This window comes from Bacillus sp. FSL L8-0152 (genome assembly GCF_038006365.1).
In the GTDB taxonomy this organism is placed as follows: domain Bacteria; phylum Bacillota; class Bacilli; order Bacillales; family Bacillaceae_G; genus Bacillus_A; species Bacillus_A cereus.
In genome coordinates, this window is sequence record NZ_JBBOVB010000001.1 from 2,437,462 (window position 1) to 2,459,468 (window position 22,007).

Here is a 22,007-nt window from a genome sequence, read left to right on the forward strand (position 1 = left end):
GGGGAGAAGAGATGGCTGAAGTCAATGTACAAAAGTCTTCGTTTTTTAAAGAAAAAAAAGAAGAATCCAATACAGATTTCTCTCTTGTGAAAGGTGCATTAACGGAGAATATAAATCGGTTAGAGAAACTGATGAATAATAGTAGTTCAAAATATATACAGGTGAAAAGAAAAAAAGAAAATGCATAGAGCATTTTCTTTTGTTTTTTTATTCAATAGTAAACTTTTCTCTTATTTTTTCAGGCAAATCTGCTTTCTGAATCTCTTCATAGGACTTTACTTCAATTGATGATATTTCATTTTTATTATTATCATCTTGATCTACATAAAGGCGTAAAAACGCGTCTGCATTTAATTTATGATTGTTTTCTTTTTTTGTACTTCTAAATGTAATTTGTTTTTTGACGCCATCTTCATCATATGCGGGCAGCGTATAGTTTCGTAAGTTTCTACCATCTACCTTTTCGATAGTTCCTTCGCCTTTTATCTGCATGTAATATACATCTTTGCCAATTCTATTTAGTGACGCTCTCTCACAGCCAATAGTAAAACTAGAAAATAATAAACATAGTGTAATAATTGCTAAAAACTTTTTCATTTTCTTTATCTCCTTTAATGTGTTTCTTTAAAAAGTATACGGCTATTATTAAATGAGAAAAATCGATATAGATTACAATGCCCTTACAATGTTGTAAGAGTGTTTTACATAAAATGAACAATAAAAGTTAAAAGAAAGGTAAAATAATGAATCATGGTATAATGATAAAAGACTTACATACTATTTTTTCATTTTGAAAGGAGCTTGAAAAATGTATTCTACTTTAGAACAATTAACAAAGCACCCTGTATTTTATCATTTTGCAGAAATTTCAAAGATTCCTAGAGGATCAGGTAATGAAAAGGAAATTAGTGATTATTTAGTGGGCTTTGCAAAAGAGCGTAACTTAGAAGTCATTCAAGATGAAGCATTAAATGTCATTATTAAAAAAGAAGCAACAGCTGGTTATGAAAATGTACCAGCTATTATTATTCAAGGTCATATGGATATGGTTTGCGAAAAAAATCAAGCAACAGTACATGATTTTGAAAAAGATCCAATTGAATTAAGAATCATTGGGGACATGTTATATGCAAATCAAACAACTTTAGGTGCTGATAATGGTATTGCAGTTGCGTATGCATTAGCTTTATTAGATTCAAAAGAAATTCCGCATCCAGCACTTGAAGTCGTTATCACTACTGAAGAAGAAACGACAATGGGCGGGGCTTTTGCTATTGATCCAAATCATTTTGAAGGAAAGATATTTATAAATATTGATTCTGAAGAAGATCATAAATTACTTGTAAGTAGTGCAGGTGGTGCGAAAGCTGTTGAAACAATTCCCGTAATTTGGGATGAAACGCCAGCGAATATGGATGCATACCGTCTATATGTTGGTGGTCTAAAAGGCGGCCATTCTGGTATGGAAATTGATAAACAACGCGGTAATGCGAACAAAGTATTAGGACGAGTATTACGTGATTTATCAGCACATACGGAGTTTTACATAAGTGAAGTTCACGGCGGATTAAAAACGAATGCAATTCCGCGTGAAAGTGTAGCTACAATTTTAATTCGTACAGAAGATGTAGGACAAGTAGAAGAAAAACTAGAATCATGGACACGTGTATTACAAGAAGAAATGCGTGCTGTTGATCCAGATGTTCATGTTACACTGACAAAATTGGATGAAACAGTTGAAAAAGTATTTGCTAAAGAGACACAAAAGCAGCTTACTTCATCATTATTCTTAATTCCAAATGGCATTCAAAGTATGAGCATGGATATTAAAGGCCTTGTAGAAAGCTCAACGAATTTAGGCGTTATTGAAACGTTGCAAGATGAAATTAAATTACGTAACGAAGTGCGAAGTTCTGTAAGTAGTTTAAAACAACATGTTGCAGAAGAAATCAAATATATTGCTGAATTAGTTGGTGCTACATTTGAAATAGAGTCAGAGTATCCAGAATGGCCATACAATCCAAACTCACAAATTCGTAATTTATTTGAAAAAGTACATCAAGAAAAATACAATAAAGAAATTGAAATCTTCGCTGTACATGCGGGGATTGAGTGTAGCGCATTCGTTCAAAAGATGCCTGAATTAGATGCAATTTCATTCGGACCAGACATTTTCAACGTCCACACTCCAGATGAACATATCAGTATTTCTTCTGTAGTGAATAACTGGGGATTCTTCATTGATGTAATGAAGGGTACGAAAGAATTAGCTAAGTAATAACGACGAAATAAAAAGGAGTCTATAAAAATTTATAGGCTCCTTTTTTGTATTGGAATTTATCCCACTATTTGCCGGGCAGCCCGATTGGTTCAACTAATAATCAGTGGGGGATGAATAAAACCACTACTGATTAAAGTTTCACTTTATGAGAAGTCATTTTTCGTTAGTATGTAATATTAAGCTTGAACAATTAATAAGGATGAATTGTTGATGTTTTTTAGTACTGATGAAGGGGTGGAGAAATGAAGGAAAGAAAGCATTTTATTGTTTGTATGTTTTTATTGTTCTTCACATTTAGTTTTATTGGTGTTCAGAAAATAATAGCAGAAGAAGTTGAATTTTCAGGAACAACAGCTCCATTGAATGTAAATGTTAGAGAGGCAAAAAGTTTAAATGCAAATATTGTAGATGTGATTCCCGGAAATACAAAAGTATCTTTTAAAGGATGGGAGTATGGTGAAGCGGTTAAAGATTACTGGACAGGAAATTTAGATAATCGTTGGTTTTATTATTTTAAAGATGGAAAAAAAGTATATGTAACGTCAGCGTATATTAATGGAAATCCTCCAAATACATCAATAGATCGTAAATTATCTGTACCTAACATATTACAAGAAAGGTCAAATTGGTGTTGGGCAGGCACTTCGGTTTCAGTTTTAAATTATTTTGGGAAAACTCCATCACAAGATCAGTACGTTAGGTATGTTAAGGGTGGATCATATAATAATCCTGCAACTTCACGTGAAATACAATATGGATTATCGGGATATGGTGTTAGCTCAGCTATAAGTTCTGGAGCAAAATCTTATGATTGGTTCAAAAGTCAAATTAATAGTAATCAGCCGATGATTGCACTCATTATGTGGCAAAATGGAGCTAACATCGGACACTTTCTAGTACTTGATGGTTTTTATAAAGGGACAAATGGAACAGATTATATAACATACATGGACCCTTGGTATGGTGATCATTATAATCATAATTTCAGTACGTTCCATAACAATAATAATTTTTGGTGGAGTGAAACTGTTTATAATATCCATGCAAACTAATAATATTAAAAGCGGGGGTTCATAAATGGGAAAACTACTTAAGCTTGTGATACCGTGCATGTGCTTAATGACTGTTATTATTTTTGCTAGTAAAATTAGTTATGCATCAAAAAATAAAAGTGAATCAGTACAATCGATTGCATTAAAAGATTATCAATATAGTAAGGGAGGTTCTTCAGAAAATTTAAGTTTTGAAAAAATAACAACATCTCCATTTTCGTTACCAATCTATGAAACAATTCCAGCACAGCAAATTTTAAATAGCTCTGAATTTAAGTATTTACTATTACCAACAAATGAAAAGCTATGGTTTATTATGAAGGATGAGCAGCCAGAAGGACTGATTGTTGCGAATGATACTGAACCGATTCGAACGGGCGGAGAAAATAGAAGTAAAGATTTATATGGATTATATAAATCAATAAAAAATAATACAAATGAAACAAAAGATATTATTTATTTCGAATTTGAAGGGCAAGGAATATTGGTAGTAAATCAAAATAATGATCAAGAAATATACCTTAGTAAAGGTGCCGCTGCCATATTAAAACTTCCTGCTGGTCAAAAAGTATTGAGCAGTGAAGTAATACAGAAAATGAAAGAGAGAATTGTAACTGCTTTTGAATAGTTAAATATAAACTGAATAAATATATATATGTATTTAATATGAAATTTCATGTACTGTATTATTTTCGAAAATAATACAGTACATGGTATAAAAAGGATAACAAAAAAAGAGTGTAAGATATTATGAAAAAATGATGATTATAGTAGGAATAGTTGATTCTTACTTATTTTGTATAGAGTTCGATTCAAATTGCACTTCACATTTAAAATATTTAAATAATTCAAACGGAAAAGCTTGACCTTCACACTATGTAAAGGTTTACAGTAAGACAGAAAAGGAGGTTAAGAAATGAAAAAAATAACGAATTTGTGTATGAGTGCTATACTAACCACATCTATTTTCGGTGGTTATGCTCTAGGGAAAGGGATTGAGAAAGTTCAGGCGAAGGAAATTGAAAAAACGCAAAGAAAAGATATGAAGAAAGTAGAGGTACGAAAACAAGTAGGAAAGTATACAATGCCAGATGAAAAAAGCAAACATGAAGGAACATGGCTACAATGGCCTCATGAATTTACATATGGGCAAAAATATCAGCAAGAAGTAGAGCCAATTTGGATTCAAATGACAAATGCTTTAAGCAAAGGCGAAAAAGTTCATATTGTTGCATATGATCAAGAAGAAAAAGAAAGAATTACTGAGGTTTTAATAGATCACGGGGTAAATATGGGGAAAATTGATTTCTTTATCGCACCTACTGACGATGTATGGGCGAGAGATACTGGACCAATTTTTGTTTATGATAATGACAAAAATCTAAAGATATTAGACCCAGGATTTAACGGATGGGGAAAGAAAACACCATATAAGAAAGATGCTCGTCTTCGTGAGAATCTTAGTAAACAGTTAGGAATTGAAAGAATTGATTGGAATAAATTTGTTCTTGAAGGTGGCGCATTTGAATTAGATGGTAATGGAACTGCTTTACTAACTAGAAGTGCTGTAACGAATAAAAATAGAAATGCAAAATTGTCAGAAAAATATATTGAAAAATATGTTAGTGACCTTGGGGTAACAAATTTTATTTGGTTAGATGGAGTACCTAACTTAGATATTACTGATTTTCATATTGATGGATTTGCAAAATTCCACGATAAATCTACTATTATAACATTAAACAAAAAAGATTTAGCTGAATGGGGAACGTCTGATAAAGATATTAACAAGTTGTTGCAGGCAAAAGATGCTGAGGGGAATAAGTACAAGTATGTATATCTGCCGCTAAGCAAGAATAATGTTACATTAGAAAATGGGAAGCAGCTTGATTATAAAGGTTCATATATTAATTATTATATAGCGAATCAAGTTATCTTAGTTCCTAACTATAATGATCCTAATGATAAAATAGCAAATGAGATGATTCAAAAACTTTATCCTGATCGTAAAGTTGTGGGGATTGATGTAAGAGAGCTTTATAAAAATGGTGGTATGATCCATTGTATTACTCAACAACAACCAATTAATTTAAAATAATATATTTATAGTGTTCAGTGGAGTTTTCTATTTCTTATGAAAACCTGTTTATCTATAGGATAGGTAAAGATGCGATGGCATTTTTACCTATTTTATTGTAATTTTTATGAGTTAAGTATACCTTTCCTATAAACTGAAGAAACCCACCCTTTTTGAAAAAAGCTTAATCAAAATGGATGGATTTTCTACATTAAAAGCTATACTTGCTGTTGAAGAAGAAACATTGTCTAAAGGTATGTTTTTACCTTTTAAAAGTCGTTCGAATCCCTTCAATAAAACATCCAAAGAGTCCTCTATTATTGGGATTTTAAAAGTTTCTGGTACAATCATTCTTACTAAAATATCTAAATACAATCTATATTTTTTCTTTTAGCAAGCCATACATGCCCATCACCTTCAGAATTACCTTAAATAATAAAAGTTCAGCGACTTTTCTGTTTTTATTTGTAAATGAACCACATTATACTTGGTCAATTATTGTGCAACCTTTTCGAATAAATGATTTTCTTTATTTGAAAATAAGGGTGCATCTATAAAACCATAATGATAAACTAAAATACCTAATTCCACTCTAGAATTAATATGCCATTTTTCTTTAATATGATTAATTATCGTTGAAATTCTTCGAGGGGTAACATATATTTTTTTTGAAATTTCTACATCTGTAAATCCTTTTGCTACATAAATAGCCACTTCTAACTCTCTTTCGGTCAAAATTCTTTTCATAAAATACGCTCCTTCGAAATTATTTATATAAAAATCAAAAGAAACTATTAAAAGAAATAAAGGTGAAAAATCATATTTATTTTAATCTGGCTATTTGCGGGTAGTAAGACTCCCACCTCAAAATTTAGATGTGGCAAAGAAGTCGGACTCCCTGAAAAAGCCTGCCTGGAGTGGACTAATAATCAGTGGGGATGAATAAAACTCCCATTGATTATTAGTGAACCATATTTTAATAATTTCTCGTATTGTGATACAAGTTTGTAAAAGAAACTATAAATCCATATAATTAGTAATTATAACTATATTAATTTTACATTACATTAAAAGTTGGAAAATATTCTTATACTCATAAAGTGTTACATTTGAGGGAGGAAAGATGGAATTCTACAATCTTGGTATTATTATTAAAGAACTTAGAAAGAAAAAAAACATGTCACAATCTGAATTATGTCATGGAATATGTTCACAAAGCCAAATTAGTAAGATAGAAAAAGGTATTATTTATCCATCTAGCATATTGTTGTATCAATTATCTGAAAGACTTGGTATTGATCCAAATTATATATTTGCGCTAACGAAAAACAAAAAAATAAAATATATTGAAAATGTAAAATGTGTAATGAGAGATTGTGTGAAACAAAAAGAATATAATGAGCTTTACGAAATAGTGAAAAAAGAGAAAAACGAAAATAATTTCCAATCAAAAGAAGATAAACAATTTCTATTATGGCATGAAGCGATTGCTATATATTATGTAAATGGAGCAACAATTAATGCTTTTGACATTTTAAATAGAGCACTAAAACAAACCTTAAGTAGTAGTAACTTTTTATCAGAAAAAGAAATAAGCATAATGAATTCAATTGCTATAATACATGCAGAAAATGAAGACTATGAGAAAAGCATAAATATATTAAAACAAAGCTTAATTAATTTTAATAAGATAGAATTCCCTAGAGAAAAAGAAATCAAATTAAGACTCATTCATACGTTAACAAAATGTTTACACCTTGCAAATCAATATGAAGAAGCAATAAAGTATAGTGAAATAGGCATAAAATTAGCTATAAATATGAATACTTTATACTTATTAGGTGAATTGTTTTTTGAAAAAGGTGCAATTTTATTAAAAGTTCAGCACTCTAATGAAGTTGGTTTAACATACATAAAAAAGGCATTATTTATATTTGAATTAACAGAAAGGAAACAATATATAAAAATGATCAAGGATAAATATATTAAAAATCAAGAATAAACAAGAAATAATTCTAACATAAGTTATTCCTAATTGGTATTTATTCCTAAAAAAAGTACTGTAATACGAACTATTCCTAATTGTTATTTATTGCTAAAATAAATACCGTAATATTAGATAAATATAAAGGGTGGCATTTTATGAAATCAAGAGGAATTACTCGTAAAGCAGATAGCATGGGGCGTATTGTTATTCCAATGGAAATAAGACGGAGTTTAGGAATTGTAGAAAAAGATTCTCTTGAAATGTTTATAGAAGAGGATCAGATTATTTTACGAAAATATCAATCTCCAAGAGCTTGTGCACTTACAGGGGATATTTCAGACAGCAATATTTCGTTAGCGAATGGGAAGATTATTGTAAGTCCAAACGGCATGGAACTGTTAATAAAGAAGTTACAGCAATATCTTTTAAAATAAAAGGTAAGTAAGAAATTTAAAATAGAATATACTTGGAAAAAGGTCCTCTATCACCATTTAGGGGACCTTTTTATTGTTATCAATAAAATTGAGAGGCCGTAGTTGGTTCAATGAAATACGAATTAACTCATAAATAGTCTGACTATTTTTTATAAAAAAACTATTTATTTACATTTTTTGGTTTCGTGTTATATTTTTAGTGTCAATATATTTATCTTGAAAATTCTGATTTTAAACTCGGGAAAACTTTAGAAAATGAAATACTCTTACTTGAATTGAAAATCATATAAACATAGTTTGAAAGTAAAGTATGAAAATGAATCAGATTTTCAAATTAAATTTGCCAATTTAACGGAGATTCGTGGGGGAAATGTGACTAAGAAGAAATCTCTTATACTCCACGTTTTTTATCTGTAAATTGGTAGTTCTAATAGCTTTGAAGAAAAGCAAAGGAGCAAAAAAGAAGTAGGTAGTTCATTTAATAGAAGATATGGTGTGAAAAAATAAAACAACGGAGGTTTTATAATGAATAAAGGAATACTGCAGATTACAGAAATTGAAGAAATTACTATTCCGAATCTATTGAAGGATAAAATGAAGAATCTGATAGAAAATGAATTAAAAACTCATAATCCTTATACTTGTGATCAAGAAATAGCAGCATATTTTTCAAAAGAGTGGCTTAATTGTTTGATTGACTATTCAAAGAAAAATCCGAATTCAGATATGAAAAACCTACTACATATGATAAAAATAGCGAATTGTGGTGGGAACGTACCGCCTATCCTTATTAAAAATACTCCATGTGATCCTATAGAAACACTATTACCTGGGGAAAATCGCAGAGGTTTTAATTATGGTGAAGACGAACACGATAGAATGAAAAAATATTTTTATGCAGAATGGGTCACATGGCTTTTTGCCACACTTTTTAATTATGATGCTTTAATTCACCCATCCGAACATGCAGGGAAAAATAGATTTCATCTTATTTCGCCTTTAAATAACGATGAAGTTTTGCGAAATGTCGGTGCAAGCACCGGTGGCGGGAACTTTTATCAACATAACGATGCCACAGTGTATACAGATATGAAAGACCATTCAGATATTGAAGCGAGATTGAATACATTCAATACAAATTTAGAAATTGTATCAAATAGACTTAATAAATCCGTGGAACGAATAGTGTCTGAAATTACTTGTGGCAAATTTACTAGAGTTGATGCTCTTTTATTAAAAGGAGTGTTAAATTTAAAAACTCAAACTCATATTGGAACGCCAAAATTACTTCAAAAGCATCTTGAAGAAAATCACTTCAGTAAAGATGACATATTGGCGATAAGTAAAATGCCTATTGCTCATATCGCAGGAATGGCTGATGGTGAAATATCTGGATTTGTAGGGGAAATAAACCAAATTATATTTTTGGATGATAATGGCGATATTATTGCAACTTGTTTAAATGGAGCAGAAAATAGATTGATTTATGTGGGAGAAAGTGAAGAAGAAAAATTGAAATTTGACATGTTTTTAGAACTCTTACGAACAACGCCTACTTATAAGGTTCCACTTACATCTGAAGATTTATTACTTATACCAAATTCATACTATGGTAAACAAACAAATGTAACTCATGGTAGAGAAAGGTTATCTGAGGAAGAATATAAAATCCCGATTGGAAATAATAAATACGGAAGAAGAATTGTTTGCAGGCAATACGTTTCCAGCCGATTACGTGATCAGAAAGAAAGTTACTTTAAAGATTTAATTAACTAGTTTAAAGAGAGGAGGGAAGATGGGGAGGTTTGGGGTATAATAGCTCAAGCCTTCCCATATTCTTTGTATGGATTTTACTATTGAATTACTCATACTACTATTTTTAGTAGCTGTATTAGCAGGATGGATAGATACGATTGCTGGGGGCGGCGGTATGATAACTATCCCGATAATGTTATTAGTAGGTATGTCTCCTTCTGTAGCGATAGCAACTAATAAACTACAAGGAAGTAGCGGAACCCTCATGGCAACAATGATTTTTATTAAGAAGAAAGAAATTAATCTCAAAGATATGCGTTTGTCCATCTTAATGACCTTTTTGGGATCCGTTTTCGGTGGATGGCTTGTTTTACAGATACGGGCAGAATATCTAATCATGATATTACCTTTTTTACTTATTATTATTGGTCTTTATTTTCTATTATCTCCAAATATAGCAAACGAAGATCGACCGAGAAAAATAAGTATGTTGTTGTTTGCGTTAACAGTGGCTCCATTCCTTGGATTTTATGATGGCTTCTTCGGCCCAGGAACAGGTAGTTTAATTGCTTTAGCGTTCATTCTTTTATGTGGATATAGTGCTACAAGAGCAACTGCAAATGCTAAGATCTTGAATTTTACAAGTAATTTCGCCGCTTTGTTATATTTTATTATTTTTGGCCAAATCGATTGGACAATTGGGTTGATTATGATGCTTGGTCAAATTATAGGATCATATATTGGAGCGAAGATGGTGCTTACAAAAGGGACGTCATTAATACGACCAATAGTGGTTAGTGTTTGCTTTGTCATGGCAATTAAAATTTTTTTACAAAATATGAACTAAATGTAATCAAAATATTATTTGGATCAAAGTTAGAGTGTTTTCATGTTCTTATTGCAGTATTACGCTGTTTAAGATGTGTTCAAAATTACACAATTTGACTAGTGTAATATATTGCGTTATGCTTTTTTTAGTATAAAAGAAAGGCTTGAAGATAATGATTCGTCGTTTGAGAAAGCTAAAAAATGTAGCTGTCGTAGTAAGCTTCTAAGTAAATAGCAAAATATATAATACTTAGAAGCGAGGAATAAAGTTATGAAGTATCCATTATTTAATCATTGGTCAGAAACACAGTATATAAAAGATATAGTAACAAATCCACTCATTGAAGTGGGAGAGTACTCCTATTATTCAGGCTATTATAGTCATCAAAATTTTGAAGATGGCTGTGTAAGGTATTTGTGGGGGGATGCTAAGTCTCAAGCACTTTTCAATCCAATTGAACAGATGGGATGGCATCTTGATAAACTCATTATTGGGAATTATGTTTGCATTGCAAGTGGAGTAGTCATTTTAATGGGTGGTAACCATAATCATCACTCAGAATGGATTACAGTATATCCATTTGCTGAGCAAATTGAACAATCATATGAACCTAAGGGCGATACAGTCATAAAAAGTGATGCTTGGATTGGAATGAATGCTATAATAATGCCTGGCGTTACTATTGGTGAAGGGGCAATTGTTGCTGCGGGATCTGTCGTAAGTAAAGATGTTCCGCCGTATACAATAGTTGGTGGAAATCCTGCTAAGGAAATAAAGAAACGATTTACTGATACAGAAATAAATATGTTAATGGAAATGCGTTGGTTTGATTGGGATAGGAAATTGATTGAGAAGGCAATTCCGCTGTTATCTAGTCCATCCATCGAACCATTATTTGCTTTTTATAAAAATGAAGTGAAAAATAAATAAATCAGTTAGAAAAACTACATCCAGTATAGGGTGTAGTTTTTTATTTTTTGTAACTGTGGAACAAATGTATTATTTAGATTGTCTATTAACTGTAATCCTAAAAAAATATGAAAGTGTGAATCATTTTGAAAAATATAAGGGGATTAAAAATAAGGATATGTGTGGTAATACAAAGTATTAGCGCACCTAAAAATGTCGGATGAGATGGTCTATATGAAAGCGATTCTAACGTTTTATATGTATATACAATTTGAGAACACTTTCTATTTTTTTGCGGGATTATGTTAGAATAACGCTTTTTTTAAGTACAGAGAAATTGGAGGTAACAGAAGTGAAAGGTATGTTTTGCAAGAGATTTATTGCAATAGTAACAGTGCTTACACTATTTTTTAGCATGTTCGTTACATTTGGAAGAGCAGCAGCGGAAACAGTTTCTGCTATAGACGTTGAAGCGGGATCAGCAATTTTAATAGAAGCAAATTCCGGAAAAATTTTATATGAAAAAAATGTAGATGAATCATTGGCAATTGCTAGTATGACAAAAATGATGAGCGAATACTTAGTTCATGAAGCGGTGGATAAAGGAAAACTTAAATGGGATCAAAAAGTTAAAATCTCTGAATATGCACATAAGATTTCGCAAGATCGTTCATTATCAAACGTTCCATTAGAAAATGGTGGCTCTTATACGGTAAAAGAGTTATATGAGGCAATGGCAATTTACTCTGCAAATGGTGCAACAATTGCTTTAGTTGAACAGATTGCTGGTAAAGAAGTTAATTTTGTAAAAATGATGAACGATAAGTCGAAAGAGTTTGGAATGAAAGATTATAAATTTGTAAACTCTACAGGCTTAACAAATCAAGATTTAAAAGGATATCACCTAGAAGGGACAACTCTAGACGAGAAAAATAAAATGTCTGCAAGGGATTGTGCAATTTTAGCACAACGTCTTATTCAAGATTTCCCCCAAATATTAAATACAGCAAAAATTCCTAAAAAAACATTCCAAGAGGGTGGTAAATATCCAATTGATATGGCGAACTTTAACTGGATGTTAAAAGGTTTAATTAAGCAATATGAAGGTGTAGATGGTTTGAAAACAGGAACGACTCCAGAAGCGGGAGATTGTTTCACTGGTACAGTAGAAAGAAATGGTATGCGCCTAATTTCTGTAGTGATAAAAGCAAAATCTCATACGGCACGTTTTGATGAAACAAAGAAATTATACGATTATGGATTTGCGAATTTTGAAGTGAAGAATGTCTACGGAAAAGATTCAGTAATAAAAGGATATGAAACAGTTCGAGTGGCAAATGCAAAAGACAAAGATGTAGTAGTTCAAACGAAGCAAGCTGTTTCACTTCCAATGCCGAAGGGCAATAAAGACATTTATAAAAAAGAATTTAAAGTATTGAATAAAGAACAAGAAGCGCCTATTAAAAAAGGTGTAACAATTAGCAAAATGATTATCTCGCCTAAAGATAATACAGATCCTGGGTTCTTATCAGGTAAATCATTACAAATAGACCTTGTAACAAAATCTGATGTGGAACAAGCAAATTGGTTTACACGTTTTATACGTAAAACAGGATCTTTTTTTAGTGGTATGTGGGATAGTGCGATTGATATAGTAAAAAGCTAATTTTATAGGATACAACTAAATGTTTCACTTTATAAAAATTTAATAAAATCTTTTCTTTGTATTAAATATTTTGTTTTAAATTATGTATATAAAGAAATGGAGGTCAAATTAACTTTGTACTGCTTATATTAGGAATTTAAAGAAACAATATGTACAATTCTCCCACTACATTCTTATAGTGGCCTTTATGAACAGCAAAATTTACAATTTACAAGGAGAACATTTTATGAGTAACAGAATAAAAGAATTAGATTCCATACGAGGGTTAGCGGCACTTACTGTGGTATTTGGACATTTTTGTTTAATGCTACCATCGTTGCCTAATTCTATTAAATTTTCCCCGCTTAGGTTTTTATGGGCGGGTGGGGAAGCTGTTATCGTTTTTTATGTACTAAGTGGTTTTGTGTTATCTATGGCACTTTATCATTCAAAAACAAATTATTGGGGATATTTAATTAAGAGATTTGTAAGAATCTATATTCCTTATTATTTTTGGATAATCGTTACCTTTGTTTTATTTATTTTATTTTCGTCGTATGAAGTGGTAGGATTACGGGATTGGTTCTATGATAGGTGGCAAGGGTCTATAACAAAATTAGATATTCTAAACCACTTTGTGCTTCTTAATAACTTTTTTACGGAAAATTATAATCCAGTTATTTGGTCATTGGCTCAAGAAATGCGTATATCTATTGTGTTTCCTTTGTTATTCCTTCTTTTTTATAAACTGAATTGGAAGAAAACGATACTATTTGCTTTGAGCTTTTCATTAATTAGTGTTGTTCTTAATATGTTGCATATTGGGAAAGCTGAAGGGTTTTATAATGGTTATGCTGATACACTGCATTTTACATCTATGTTTATGGTTGGAATGTTACTTTTTAAGTATCAGGAAAAACTTATCTACTCATATAGGAATATGAAAAAAATTAAAAAAGGATTTCTTATTACATTAGGGGTTATTCTATATTTATATTCCATTTTAATTTATGGTTTTTCCCGTAATGATACAACTTTCTTAATAAAAGATTGGGGTGTCGTAATGGGGGTTAGTATATTTATTATAATGGCTATGAGTAACCTAAAAGTAAAAGCATTTTTAAATAAGAGTGTATTTGTATATTTAGGAGAAATTTCATACAGTATCTATTTATGTCATTTTCCAATCATGATGGTACTATTTAAACTTTTGTATACAAAGATACCTATCTTTTTCCTTCTTACTTTGTGCATTGCAATGACACTACTTTTTTCTATAGTTTCATATCATTTAATCGAAAAGAAATGTATCAACTGGGCAAAACAAAGAACAACAAATTTTTTGAAAAAAGTATAATTCCTAGATAGATTGTATTTCTTTAGTAAATATATGAATATGACCGATTCCTAAGTATACTTAGGAATCGGTCAATTTTAGATTCTAAATGTAAATATAGTAAAGTGGAATATAATTGAAATCGAAAACCACTTAGAAATAACAATTACGGTGTGAGCTATTGTATAGTATAGATATGGTTAATAATAAAGGGGGAATACATATGTGGAAGCGATTTGTAGCAATTGGCGATAGTTTTACAGAGGGGATAGGGGATGAAGTTGAGGGAATTGCATTAAAAAGCTGGGTAGATCATTTTGTTCAACTGTGTGAAAACGATGTAGAATATGCCAATTTTGCAAAGCGTGGGTTAGTAACTGAAGAAATTCGCTCGCAGCAATTGGAAAAGGCGCTAACTTTTAATCCAGATTTGGTTAGTCTCATTGCAGGGGCAAACGATGTTTTAAAAGGACGTTGGAATCATGATGCATATAAGAACGATATGGAATTTATGGTAGATACATTAAGTAAAGCAGGGGCTGATATTATTATAGCAAACCTTCCGGATTTTACAGTTAGGCTTCCTTTTGCTTTTGAAAAAAACAAGTAATAAAAGAACAATTATTAGAGGCAAATGAAGTTATACGTTCATTGAGCAGAGAGTATAAGCTTCATCATGTTGATTTTTGGAATCATCATTTAGTTAATGACAATACGCTTTGGTCTAAGGATTTAATTCATCCAAACTCAAAAGGATATGTAAAAGTTGCTGAATTAATTTTTAGTAGTTTGCCTGTACAGAAGACAAAATAATAGTTTGCAATGTAACGAATATGGTATTAATTGTATTAAGCTATGTTTTTTAGTAAATGGAAAGAACTAAACATTTAGCAAACAAAGCGTATCTACGATATATTTCTACAGTAGTGCATAAATGTAGAATCACAAAGAAAGATCACTTATGGAAATAGGTGATCTTTAAACGTTTTTATAACTAAATTAAAATATATACTGTATTACTAACAATTTCGTACTACATAAAAATTAAGTTCTCTTATAGAAAAACTGATTTTATATTATCTTAAAATATAATAACATATTCAAATCATATTTTGGGTATGTATCCTAATTGTGAATAATGTGTAATTTTTTTGAAGTATAAATATCCAATAAATAAAATAGGTAGTAGGTGCAGAAGTATTAATACTATATTATTCAATTCTGTTATGAGTACATTAGTAATTGGTAGTATTATATTTTTATTATCAATTTTAGTTATTGGAATTAATTTGCATAGAAAATATGTAGGATAAGAAAAGATAAATATACTTTATTGTATATTTATCTTTTTGTTTAGTAGGATTTATAGCCTCTTTAAACTATTATGTTAATAAAATTAAAAAACTTAATTTTTGATATCCTTATGGCTAAAGCCATCTATAAAATGGCAATATAACTAAATAATTGTTTGGTATGATTTTTGGATTTGGTTTTTTTATCCGAATTTTCTGATTCAAATATTTCAACTTTATGAATATAGTAGGTGAAATATTTGTGTGATAGTATTTGAGATAGAAAAAAGCCAACTTTAAAAAGGATGTGAATTGAATGTGCAAACGACTGTAAAGGGTTATATTAAGGCAACGTTTAGCTGTTATTAGTGTAAGGGAAAGATATATTTTGTAACAGTTGATATAAAAATGAAGAAATGGGTACGCTTTATTTTATCTGACTATTTTAAAGATATAAAAAATAATAGTTTAAGTTTTGACGAAGTTAAATTTTAGGTGAGATGTCAATAATGATTAATTTGGTTTAATAAAGAGGTACCTTATACGCAAAAGCGTTTATATTAGTAACCTAAGGAGCTTGCTTTTATGAAAACTACCGATTCAAAAGGCCTATTAGGAAATAGGGTATATTTACAAGTTTTCTCTGCCTATTCATTGCTTATGCTTGGTGTTTTTATTGATATGTTAGCGATTATGACTATAGTTGGGTTTGAATGGGAAGTAGATCCTACTATGATTGGATTGATTCCTGTTGCATATGCACTTCCAGGAATTATTTTTGGCTCATGGGCAGGTGTTATTGCAGATCGTTTTAGAAAAATTCCAATTATGATGTTCTGTAATCTAATGGTTGGTCTAATAACGATTGCTCTTTTATTTGTACAAGATATCCACTGGCTCTTAGTGGCATTAATGATTCGTTCCATTTTTATTGTTTTCTATTATCCTGCACAGCAAACACTAACAAGACAGATTGTATCCCCGGATTTGCTTACTAAAGCAGTAAGTATCAACGGAATAGTAGAGCAGGGTACCAAAATAGTAGGCCCACTTATAGGGGGTATGTTGCTGAGCTGGTTTCAACCAGAGTTCTGCCTCATTATAAGAGCTATAAGTTGTTTATTAGCTACCTTAGTTCTCATACCCACAATAAAATTTAAAGAAACTATATCGAAAGAATTTGTTGAAAAGCAAAAACAAAGTACTTGGACCGCTTGGGTACAAGGGTGGGGTTATGTGTTATCTAATCGGATAATATTATCAACCATGATTTTCGTTACAATAGCCATGGCAGTATTACAATTAGTAGACTCACAATTCCCAACTTTATTTAAGAGCCTATTCCCACATGATAAAAGTAAAATGGGATATATCATTTCTATTATTGGTCTTGGCGGGATACTTGGTGCATTACTAACTCAGAAATTAAAACAATTTCAATATGGCTGGGTAGTATGTGGAGGTATGGTTTTAATGGGAATTGGTTTTGGGGGGATTGGTTTGATAACGCCCGGTACGGTCTTCGTTTTAGCCTATTTAATTAGTTTTATCGCTGGTATCGGAAGTGGGCTGATGCTTGTATCTAATCAAGTCATATTACAAATAGAATCCGATCAAGATCAAGTAGGAAGAGTATTTGGTATTCAAAGTAGTTTAACAAACGCAGTTTTAATTATTTCTCCTGCTATGAGTGGCCCATTAGTGCATTTGTTTGGAGTAACTCAACTCTATGTTTATGGAGGGATTGGGCTTGTTATTATTGGAGTAATTGGAGTTTCAATGCAGAAATATTTATGGGGTAAACATAAACACGAACCTATAAGAGCAAATAATTTTTGAAGGGAAGATTTTTATGACCAATGAGGAATGTTATCCATTAAGCCATCCGCAGCGAAGAATATGGTATACAGAAGTTATTCATTCTGATAAAGGAATATGTAATTTAAGATTTTTATTTAAACTTCATCGAAAAATGAATTATTCAAAATTAAACCAAGTTGTGAATCGCGTTATCAGTGAAAATGACGGTCTGTGCATTAGGTTAAAAGAAAATGGGCATCAGGAACCGAAACAATATTTTATTAAACATGAAGAACAAGAATTTGAGTTTTTTGATTTCAGTAATGTGGAGAATACAAATTTACTTGAGGAATGGATTGAGCAGAAAACAAAAGAAACGTTTACATTATTTAATTCGAATTTATACTATTTCGCTTTAATAAAATTAAACGATAATGAATGTGCAGTCTTTGGAAATGTTCATCATATTATTATGGATGGTTTATCAATTCAAATATTTACTGAGCAGATTGCAAAATATTATTATGACATGCATAACGAGAATGAAGAAGGAGAAATTAAAAATTCATATGTTCAATTTCTGACCAATGAACAAACATACTTGAATAGTAGTCGCTTTCAAAAAGATCAAAAATTCTGGTTAGAGGAATTTAAAACACTGCCATCTGCGACTGGATTGAAGCCTTATAATACGTACCAAGTTAGTACCAAAGCATCACGTGAGACGTTTATATTAACGGAGCATTTGAAGAGAAAGATAGAAAAATTTTCTGAAGATTCCAAATTTAGTTTATACACCCTTTTTGTTGCTGCTTTCTCGTTGTCCATGTATCGGTGGACCTCATCGCTTAATATTGGTTTAGGAATGGCTTACGGCAACCGTATGACTAAAATGGAACGAAAATTGATTGGAATGATGGTGAGTACAGTTCCTTTAAGAATGGATATTGATCCAGAAGAAGAAGTACTTTCATTTATTAGTAGAGTGTCCAGAAAACAAAGTAAATCATTAAGACACCAGAAATATCCATTTGATTTGTTATTAAAGCGGATTAATAAAGAGAATAACAGTAATGTGAGACTTTTCGGAACTACGATTGATTATAGGGATCGTGATGAAAGTGGTGACTCACTATGGATTCCAAACCGTGAAGAAGTACAAGATTTTGCAGTGCATATTGAAAATCTAATTGATATAGACTCTTTACATGTACATATTGATTATCGTGAGGAGCTATTTTCTAAGGAAGAGATAAAACAGTTTTTTAACGTGATGTTAGCGATAATGGAAAACACTTTTGAAAACCCAAAGCAGAAGGTGGCTGAAATAGAAATCATTTCTGAGGAAGATAAAAGAAAAAGTTTAGTTGAGTTCAACAATCCTAAACTGGATGTCCCGCCTCAAGTAACTATTCATGAAATGTTCGAACGGCAAGCGATGATTTATCCAAATGCTATTGCAGTTACGTATGAAAAAGAAAAAATTACTTATAAGGAGCTTAATGAACGTGCAAACCAGTTAGCTCATTATCTGCAGAAAAAAGGAGTAGGACCTGATACTTTAGTTGGACTGTGCGTTGAACGTTCCCACGAGATGATTGTAGGTATTTTAGGGATTTTGAAGGCTGGTGGGGCTTATGTCCCACTTGATCCAACATATCCAGAGCAACGACTTCAATATATTTTAGAAGATGCTAGCATTCAGTTATTCGTAACGCAAGAAAGTTTAAAAGAATTGAACTGGTTACCAGAAAATGTTGAGTCGATTTGCCTGGATCGTGATCAAGATGAGATTGGGAAAGAAAGTAAGACTTTGCCGGTTTCTAGTGTCGGTCCCCAAAATTTGGCATATGTAATCTATACTTCGGGATCAACGGGAAATCCAAAGGGCGTTATGATAGAGCATCACAATGTCATTCGGTTATTTAAATCGACGGATTGTTGGTATCAGTTTAATGAAAAAGATACTTGGACGCTTTTTCATTCGTATGCATTTGATTTCTCAGTATGGGAAATTTGGGGAGCATTATTATATGGTGGAAAATTAGTTGTTGTTCCGTACTGGATTAGTCGATCACCTAAGGATTTTTATCAATTATTGGTGGAGGAAGAAGTCACAGTTCTAAATCAGACACCTTCCGCATTTCGACAATTAATACGAGTGTGTGAACAAGAAGATAAGAATAAAAATTTGCAGCTGCGTTATGTCATATTTGGCGGAGAAGCGTTAGAACCTACTAGCTTGTTACCGTGGTTTCAAAGGTATGGGGAGAAAAACCCACAGTTAATTAATATGTATGGAATTACAGAAACTACAGTTCATGTTACATATTATCCAATTACTCTAGATGATGTGCAGCATGCTTCAAGAAGTAATATTGGAAAGCGGATTCCCGATTTAGAAGTGTATATACTAGACGCTTATCAACAACCTGTTCCTATAGGTGTCGATGGTGAACTTTATATTGGCGGGGCAGGGCTTGCACGTGGGTATTTAAATAGACCTGAATTAACAGCAGAGCGTTTTATATCTCATCCATTTAGTAGTGATCTGAAAGCAAGATTATACCGGACAGGAGACTTAGCGAGGTATTTGCCAGATGGGAATCTAGATTATCGTGGAAGAATTGATCATCAGGTTAAAATACGTGGTTTCCGAATTGAGATTGGGGAAATTGAGTCTACTTTACATACATATGCATATGTAAAAGAGGCAGTTGTAATTGTAAGAGAAGATCAGCCGGGCGATAAAAGATTAATAGCATATGTTGTAGGAGATGGAAATGTAGATGCGTGGAGAGAGTATCTTAAAGCGAAACTACCAAGTTATATGGTTCCTTCGGGATTTGTGGCGATGGAAGCTATTCCACTTACAGCTAACGGTAAAGTTGATCGTGAGGCCTTACCTATGCCAGAGGAAAAGCAGATTAATAGTGAATGTGTTGGCCCTCGGAATAGTAACGAACAGATACTGACTACCATTTGGAAGCGAGTATTAGGTGTTAAAAAGGTGGGAATCTATGATAATTTCTTTGAAATTGGTGGCGACTCGATTCTCAGTATTCAAATCATATCACAAGCAAGTCAAGTGGGGTTAAAACTTACTCCAAAGCAAATGTTTGAATGCCCAACTATCGCTGAGCTGGCACAAGTGGCTATAGAAACGCAGGGAGTACAAGCGGAGCAGGGAATTGTGATAGGTGATGTGCCTCTTACTCCAATTCAGTGCTGGTTCTTCGAGCAAGAACATCCACATACAGAGCATTGGAATCAATCAATGCTTTTAAGAGTAAAAGAAAGATTGAATGTGAAATTACTAGAGGGAGCGATATTAAATTTACTGAAACATCATGATGCTTTACGTTTCCGGTACGAACAGTTACCAAACGGAACGTGGAGGCAGAGAAATGAAGGGACTGATGAGCTGTCAGTACTCCATGTTGTAAAACGTAATCAAGTTAATGAAAAAGAGTGGAATAAAATAATACAAGAAGAGATGAACATTAATCAAGCTAGTTTCAATTTAGTTAATGGTCCGTTAATGAGAGTAGTGTACTTTGAAGATAACTTGACTAGAAATGATCGAATATTCTGGGTGATTCATCATTTAGTAGTAGATGGAGTGTCATGGAGGATTCTATTGGAAGATTTACAGGTGGTATATAACCAGATGAAACAAGGTCAAGAAGTTCGCTTACCTGCGAAAAGTACATCTTTTAAAGAGTGGTCTGAACGACTCCAGACATACAGTGATTCGGGTATTTCAAAAGAAGTACAAAATTATTGGAATGAACAAGTAGAAAAAGAAACGATGAAAATTCCAATGGACTATCCAATACAAGAAACAACAGAAGAATCGATTGATCAAGTGACGAGGACTTTAGGAATAGAAGAAACACAAACATTGTTACACGAAGTTCTAGTCACTCATAAGACAAGGATTGATGAGGTACTATTAACGGCATTAGGACAAGCTATCGTCGATTGTACAAATCAGCAAACCGTTTCTATTCATCTAGAAGGACACGGAAGAGAAGAGATGATTGAAGGTATTGATTCATCAAGGACAGTGGGCTGGTTCACGAGTATTTATCCCGTTCATCTCAATTTTCAAGGAACTCAGACACCTATTGAAGGGTTAAAGGCTGTCAAAGAACAATTACGTCGAATTCCAAATCGCGGAGTTGACTATGGTATTTTACGTTACTTGAATAAAGGATTACTTCCGTTTTATCAGCAAAAGCCTTCAATAAGCTTTAACTATTTGGGCCAATTTGATCAGGTGTTTTCAAGGGACTCTTTGTTTATGCAAGAGACAGGATTTACATTTTTAGATCATGCTCCAGATTCCAAACCGTCTCATCTAATTGATGTTATCGGAATGGTGAAAGATGAAAAGTTACATTTTATTTGGATGTATAGTAGGGAACAGTTTTCTAAATTAAAAATTCAAGTGATAGCAGATGGTATGTTAAGGCATCTCCGTCAACTTATAAATAAACCAACAACAGAGTCTGCTTTTACGGTATCAGATTTTGCTGATGCAGAGGATCTTACGGAAGAAAGCTTAAGCAAAGTATTACTTAAATTAACAAAAAAGAGGGTGTAAA

General features: G+C 32.0%; 17 protein-coding genes and 1 pseudogene. 15 read left to right on the plus strand and 3 right to left on the minus strand.

Annotated features, from left to right (window positions below):
* The first annotated feature begins 11 nt into the window (after window positions 1-11).
* Window positions 12-188, plus strand: coding sequence for a stage II sporulation protein SB (spoIISB, locus tag MHH27_RS12405; RefSeq protein ID WP_088024060.1), 177 nt, complete (start codon window positions 12-14; stop codon window positions 186-188).
* Between the two features lie 19 nt (window positions 189-207).
* Here spoIISB and MHH27_RS12410 read toward each other — a convergent pair whose 3' ends face one another.
* A complete protein-coding gene (locus MHH27_RS12410) occupies window positions 208-597 on the minus strand; it encodes a YxeA family protein (protein ID WP_098329469.1) in 390 nt (129 codons plus the stop codon).
* Window positions 598-808: 211 nt separating this feature from the next.
* Between MHH27_RS12410 and pepD the strand changes: the two genes are divergently transcribed.
* The 4 genes from pepD (at window position 809) to MHH27_RS12430 (ending at window position 5,431) form a co-directional block, all read left to right on the plus strand.
* Window positions 809-2,278 carry a beta-Ala-His dipeptidase gene (gene pepD, locus MHH27_RS12415; RefSeq protein ID WP_340942737.1) on the plus strand — a complete coding sequence of 490 codons (1,470 nt, stop codon included), beginning with the start codon at window positions 809-811 and terminating at the stop codon, window positions 2,276-2,278.
* Between the two features lie 245 nt (window positions 2,279-2,523).
* A complete protein-coding gene (locus tag MHH27_RS12420; protein ID WP_000664543.1) occupies window positions 2,524-3,333 on the plus strand; it encodes a papain-like cysteine protease family protein in 810 nt (269 codons plus the stop codon).
* Between the two features lie 25 nt (window positions 3,334-3,358).
* Entirely contained in the window at window positions 3,359-3,961 is a 603-nt protein-coding gene (locus MHH27_RS12425; RefSeq protein ID WP_000517268.1) for a hypothetical protein, read from the plus strand.
* A 288-nt stretch (window positions 3,962-4,249) separates the two neighbouring features.
* Window positions 4,250-5,431, plus strand: a complete 1,182-nt coding sequence (locus tag MHH27_RS12430) for an agmatine deiminase family protein (RefSeq protein WP_340942740.1) — start codon at window positions 4,250-4,252, stop codon at window positions 5,429-5,431.
* Window positions 5,432-5,557: 126 nt separating this feature from the next.
* Here MHH27_RS12430 and MHH27_RS12435 read toward each other — a convergent pair whose 3' ends face one another.
* Both MHH27_RS12435 and MHH27_RS12440 read right to left on the minus strand, forming a co-directional pair.
* Complete coding sequence (locus MHH27_RS12435) at window positions 5,558-5,761, minus strand: hypothetical protein (protein WP_340942742.1); 204 nt, start codon at window positions 5,759-5,761, stop codon at window positions 5,558-5,560.
* A gap of 144 nt (window positions 5,762-5,905) precedes the next feature.
* A complete protein-coding gene (locus tag MHH27_RS12440) occupies window positions 5,906-6,157 on the minus strand; it encodes a response regulator transcription factor (protein ID WP_044306588.1) in 252 nt (83 codons plus the stop codon).
* Between the two features lie 376 nt (window positions 6,158-6,533).
* Here MHH27_RS12440 and MHH27_RS12445 point away from each other — a divergent pair, with 376 nt between their 5' ends.
* From MHH27_RS12445 to MHH27_RS12490, 10 genes and pseudogenes are all read left to right on the plus strand, one after another.
* Window positions 6,534-7,412 carry a helix-turn-helix domain-containing protein gene (locus tag MHH27_RS12445; RefSeq protein ID WP_000397972.1) on the plus strand — a complete coding sequence of 293 codons (879 nt, stop codon included), beginning with the start codon at window positions 6,534-6,536 and terminating at the stop codon, window positions 7,410-7,412.
* A gap of 140 nt (window positions 7,413-7,552) precedes the next feature.
* Window positions 7,553-7,831, plus strand: coding sequence for an AbrB/MazE/SpoVT family DNA-binding domain-containing protein (locus MHH27_RS12450; RefSeq protein WP_000842216.1), 279 nt, complete (start codon window positions 7,553-7,555; stop codon window positions 7,829-7,831).
* Window positions 7,832-8,356: 525 nt separating this feature from the next.
* The gene (locus MHH27_RS12455; protein ID WP_340942743.1) at window positions 8,357-9,607 is read left to right on the plus strand and encodes a hypothetical protein; all 1,251 of its coding nucleotides are present in this window, start codon (window positions 8,357-8,359) and stop codon (window positions 9,605-9,607) included.
* Between the two features lie 67 nt (window positions 9,608-9,674).
* Window positions 9,675-10,433 (plus strand): TSUP family transporter, encoded by a 759-nt coding sequence (locus MHH27_RS12460; RefSeq protein WP_340942745.1) that lies wholly within the window; start codon window positions 9,675-9,677, stop codon window positions 10,431-10,433.
* A gap of 252 nt (window positions 10,434-10,685) precedes the next feature.
* Complete coding sequence (locus MHH27_RS12465; RefSeq protein WP_016512833.1) at window positions 10,686-11,345, plus strand: CatB-related O-acetyltransferase; 660 nt, start codon at window positions 10,686-10,688, stop codon at window positions 11,343-11,345.
* A gap of 331 nt (window positions 11,346-11,676) precedes the next feature.
* Complete coding sequence (locus MHH27_RS12470) at window positions 11,677-12,990, plus strand: D-alanyl-D-alanine carboxypeptidase family protein (RefSeq protein ID WP_000677652.1); 1,314 nt, start codon at window positions 11,677-11,679, stop codon at window positions 12,988-12,990.
* Between the two features lie 187 nt (window positions 12,991-13,177).
* Window positions 13,178-14,326: an acyltransferase family protein gene (locus MHH27_RS12475; RefSeq protein ID WP_090976599.1), complete on the plus strand. Its 1,149-nt coding sequence runs from the start codon at window positions 13,178-13,180 to the stop codon at window positions 14,324-14,326.
* A 202-nt stretch (window positions 14,327-14,528) separates the two neighbouring features.
* Window positions 14,529-15,118: pseudogene (locus MHH27_RS12480) on the plus strand (SGNH/GDSL hydrolase family protein).
* 1,064 nt (window positions 15,119-16,182) lie between these two features.
* On the plus strand, window positions 16,183-17,436 hold the full coding sequence (locus tag MHH27_RS12485; protein ID WP_000858616.1) for an MFS transporter: 1,254 nt from the start codon (window positions 16,183-16,185) through the stop codon (window positions 17,434-17,436).
* Between the two features lie 13 nt (window positions 17,437-17,449).
* Window positions 17,450-22,006 (plus strand): non-ribosomal peptide synthetase, encoded by a 4,557-nt coding sequence (locus MHH27_RS12490; protein WP_098235909.1) that lies wholly within the window; start codon window positions 17,450-17,452, stop codon window positions 22,004-22,006.
* Window position 22,007 lies beyond the last annotated feature (1 nt).

What these genes read in the sequence shown, in the direction of transcription:
- spoIISB (WP_088024060.1), top strand. Translation starts at nt 12, where the DNA reads ATGGCTGAAGTCAATGTACAAAAGTCTTCGTTTTTTAAAGAAAAAAAA.
- MHH27_RS12410 (WP_098329469.1), bottom strand. Translation starts at nt 597, where the DNA reads ATGAAAAAGTTTTTAGCAATTATTACACTATGTTTATTATTTTCTAGT.
- pepD (WP_340942737.1), top strand. Translation starts at nt 809, where the DNA reads ATGTATTCTACTTTAGAACAATTAACAAAGCACCCTGTATTTTATCAT.
- MHH27_RS12420 (WP_000664543.1), top strand. Translation starts at nt 2,524, where the DNA reads ATGAAGGAAAGAAAGCATTTTATTGTTTGTATGTTTTTATTGTTCTTC.
- MHH27_RS12425 (WP_000517268.1), top strand. Translation starts at nt 3,359, where the DNA reads ATGGGAAAACTACTTAAGCTTGTGATACCGTGCATGTGCTTAATGACT.
- MHH27_RS12430 (WP_340942740.1), top strand. Translation starts at nt 4,250, where the DNA reads ATGAAAAAAATAACGAATTTGTGTATGAGTGCTATACTAACCACATCT.
- MHH27_RS12435 (WP_340942742.1), bottom strand. Translation starts at nt 5,761, where the DNA reads ATGATTGTACCAGAAACTTTTAAAATCCCAATAATAGAGGACTCTTTG.
- MHH27_RS12440 (WP_044306588.1), bottom strand. Translation starts at nt 6,157, where the DNA reads ATGAAAAGAATTTTGACCGAAAGAGAGTTAGAAGTGGCTATTTATGTA.
- MHH27_RS12445 (WP_000397972.1), top strand. Translation starts at nt 6,534, where the DNA reads ATGGAATTCTACAATCTTGGTATTATTATTAAAGAACTTAGAAAGAAA.
- MHH27_RS12450 (WP_000842216.1), top strand. Translation starts at nt 7,553, where the DNA reads ATGAAATCAAGAGGAATTACTCGTAAAGCAGATAGCATGGGGCGTATT.
- MHH27_RS12455 (WP_340942743.1), top strand. Translation starts at nt 8,357, where the DNA reads ATGAATAAAGGAATACTGCAGATTACAGAAATTGAAGAAATTACTATT.
- MHH27_RS12460 (WP_340942745.1), top strand. Translation starts at nt 9,675, where the DNA reads ATGGATTTTACTATTGAATTACTCATACTACTATTTTTAGTAGCTGTA.
- MHH27_RS12465 (WP_016512833.1), top strand. Translation starts at nt 10,686, where the DNA reads ATGAAGTATCCATTATTTAATCATTGGTCAGAAACACAGTATATAAAA.
- MHH27_RS12475 (WP_090976599.1), top strand. Translation starts at nt 13,178, where the DNA reads ATGAACAGCAAAATTTACAATTTACAAGGAGAACATTTTATGAGTAAC.
- MHH27_RS12485 (WP_000858616.1), top strand. Translation starts at nt 16,183, where the DNA reads ATGAAAACTACCGATTCAAAAGGCCTATTAGGAAATAGGGTATATTTA.
- MHH27_RS12490 (WP_098235909.1), top strand. Translation starts at nt 17,450, where the DNA reads ATGACCAATGAGGAATGTTATCCATTAAGCCATCCGCAGCGAAGAATA.